Annotated in this window: 1 protein-coding gene; it reads right to left on the reverse strand. The window is 47.9% G+C overall.

What is annotated here, in order from left to right; all coding sequences use genetic code 11:
* Positions 1–116: 116 nt before the first annotated feature.
* Positions 117–944 (reverse strand): RNA-guided endonuclease InsQ/TnpB family protein (locus tag ETC02_RS16705; RefSeq protein WP_171698454.1); only part of this gene is annotated, 828 nt, incomplete at its 5' end.

The following is a 944-nucleotide window of genomic DNA, read 5'->3' on the forward strand; positions in this document are numbered from 1 at the left end:
GTGACATACTCCCACCACCTACGCTTCGCTTAGAGGTGGGGGCTTCTCGGGTAATCCCATCTCATGATGGGAAGTTGACCGAGCGATCCCCGTGTGCCCCACGGTTCGAGGACAAATTAGACGATCGCCAATCGTTTCATGCCCTCATGTTTGATATTGATGGCCGCATTGACGTCCCTGTCGCTCTCGAATCCACATTCACAACGGAATGTCCGTTCAGAAAGCGATAGAGACTCCTTGACTCGACCGCAACACGAACACGTTTTGGACGAGGGGAACCATTTGTCGATTTTGATCAGCTTCTTCCCCTGTTCGGCCAGCTTGTACTGAAGGAAAGTGGTGAACATGCCCCAGCCGTTGTCATGAACGCCTTGACCGAAATGGAGGGCTTGTGACATCCCTTTCATGTTGAGGTCTTCGATGACCACGCAATCATACCGTTTCGCTAATTTGTGCGACTCCTTATGCAGAAAGTCCTTGCGCTGGTTGGCAATTTTCTCATGCAGCTTCGCTACTTTCAGACGCTGTTTGTGCCAACGATTCGAGCCTTTCTTTTTACGAGACCATTTACGCTGTTCTTTCGCTAATGTTTCCAATGCTTTGCGATAGAATCGAGGATAATTGGCTCTCTTACCCTCGCTATCGACATACAACGTACTCATGGAAAAATCAAGCCCAACAACCGTTTGTACTTCTTTTGGGGCAGGTTGATGTTCGTACTCTGTGAGAATAGAAATATAGTATTTTCCTGTTTTGGTTTTCGTGATCGTACAAGACTTGATGATATGGTGGGCAGGGATCTCCCGATGTTGCTTGAGCTTGATCCATTTCAGTTTGGGCAGCTTGATATAGCCATCTGAAAGCTTGATGTTGCCATTTACCATATTTGTGGTGTACGACTGTTTCGCCTTGCGGTTTTTGAACTTGGGAAATCCAGCGCGGCC

Source organism: Geobacillus sp. DSP4a, from assembly GCF_013096875.1.
In the GTDB taxonomy this organism is placed as follows: domain Bacteria; phylum Bacillota; class Bacilli; order Bacillales; family Anoxybacillaceae; genus Geobacillus; species Geobacillus thermophilus.